Origin of the sequence: Polaribacter sp. BAL334 (genome assembly GCF_015767435.1) — a bacterium.
In the GTDB taxonomy this organism is placed as follows: Bacteria; Bacteroidota; Bacteroidia; order Flavobacteriales; family Flavobacteriaceae; genus Polaribacter.
Window position 1 is genome coordinate 1 of the sequence record NZ_JADWOV010000175.1, and the last position, 444, is coordinate 444.

The 444-nt window shown below is 32.2% G+C and carries 1 protein-coding gene; it reads right to left on the bottom strand.

The features are described from left to right. A partial coding sequence (locus IU405_RS00915) for a phospholipase D-like domain-containing protein (RefSeq protein WP_197436758.1) occupies nucleotides 1-444 on the bottom strand: 444 nt, incomplete at both ends.

Below are 444 nucleotides of genomic sequence, written 5' to 3' on the forward strand. Positions count from 1 at the left end.
GCTTTAATGCATCAACTAATTTTTCAGAATGCTTATTTTTATCATACGTCTCAAACTCTGAATTCTGCCAATAGGCTTCAAATGTTTTCTTGAACTTGTCAATAATATGACCCACTTCTTTAGTGGTTATCTTTAAATTCCATTCTAAACCATCAGTTAAAGCGGAACGCGAAAAATTGGAAGAGCCAATATATCCAGTGTGAAAACCAGTTTTTCTTTGAAACAGATAAGCTTTGGCATGAAGTCTTTCATTACCTGTATTGTAGGATACTTTTACTTCTGTATTTTTTAAATAAGATAAAAACTCAACGGCTTTTGCATCTGTTGCTCCAATATAAGTTGTGGTGATAACTCTAAGTTTTCCACCTCTTTCAGTAAATTCTTTTAGTTCTGGTTCAAGAATTCTAATTCCTTTCCATTTAATAAAAGAAACAAGCAAGTCGA